This window comes from Mesorhizobium sp. M8A.F.Ca.ET.208.01.1.1 (assembly GCF_004791315.1).
GTDB lineage: Bacteria > Pseudomonadota > Alphaproteobacteria > Rhizobiales > Rhizobiaceae > Mesorhizobium.
This window is the reverse complement of record NZ_SRUT01000032.1, coordinates 1-827: the sequence shown is the minus strand read 5'-3', so window position 1 is coordinate 827 and position 827 is coordinate 1. Positions and strand designations below refer to the sequence as shown.

Annotated in this window: 1 protein-coding gene; it reads left to right on the top strand. The window is 65.4% G+C overall.

Going from position 1 to position 827, the window contains the following annotated elements; genetic code table 11:
* Positions 1 to 827: VCBS domain-containing protein (locus EN851_RS34110; protein WP_210234949.1), on the top strand; the 827-nt coding region annotated here is incomplete at both ends.

Below are 827 nucleotides of genomic sequence, written 5' to 3'. Positions count from 1 at the left end.
GACGTGCCGACGGCGGTTGCCGACACGGACAGTGTCACGGAAGGCGGCACGGCGAGCGGCAACGTGATTACCGGCGTCGGCAGCGACGGCAATGCGGCCGGCGCCGACACCAAGGGTGCCGACGGCGCCGCGGTGAGCGGCGTGACGGGTTCTGGGGCAACGACGGTGGTGGGCGGCGACTTCCATGTCGTCGGCCAGTACGGCACGCTGACACTGAGCCCCGACGGCACCTATAGCTACGTGGCCAATTCCAACATCAGCAACGCCTCTCCAGTGACCGATACCTTCACCTACACGCTGAAGGACGGCGACGGCGACACCTCGCAGACCACGCTGACTATCACCATCAATGACGGGGCCAACCCGTCGGTGGTCACCAACGCGGTCATCGCGGTGGACGAGGAAGGGCTCGGCACCGCCAATGCGACCGGCAGCGCGGCCGCGACCAACGTCGAGGACGGCAGCGGAACGGTGACGTTCCATGCCGGTTCCGACAACATCACCGGGGTGGCCTTCACATCGGTCGCCGGGATCACGGCGGACGTCAACGGAGTTGCCGGCGCCGACATCGTCTGGACGCTGGCCGGGCCGACCCAGATCACCGGCTCGATCAACGGCATCGACGCCATCCATATCGACCTGGTCGCATCGTCGCTGCCAATCCTGGCTGGCACCAACGGCTCGGCGACAGTCAATGTGACGCTGCTCGACAATTTCTCGCATCCCGACGCGGGTGGACAGAATGTCATCAACCTGACCGGCATCAATGTGGTCGCTACCGATTCGGACGGAGACCAGGCGAGCGCGACGGTTCAGGTCAATGTTAC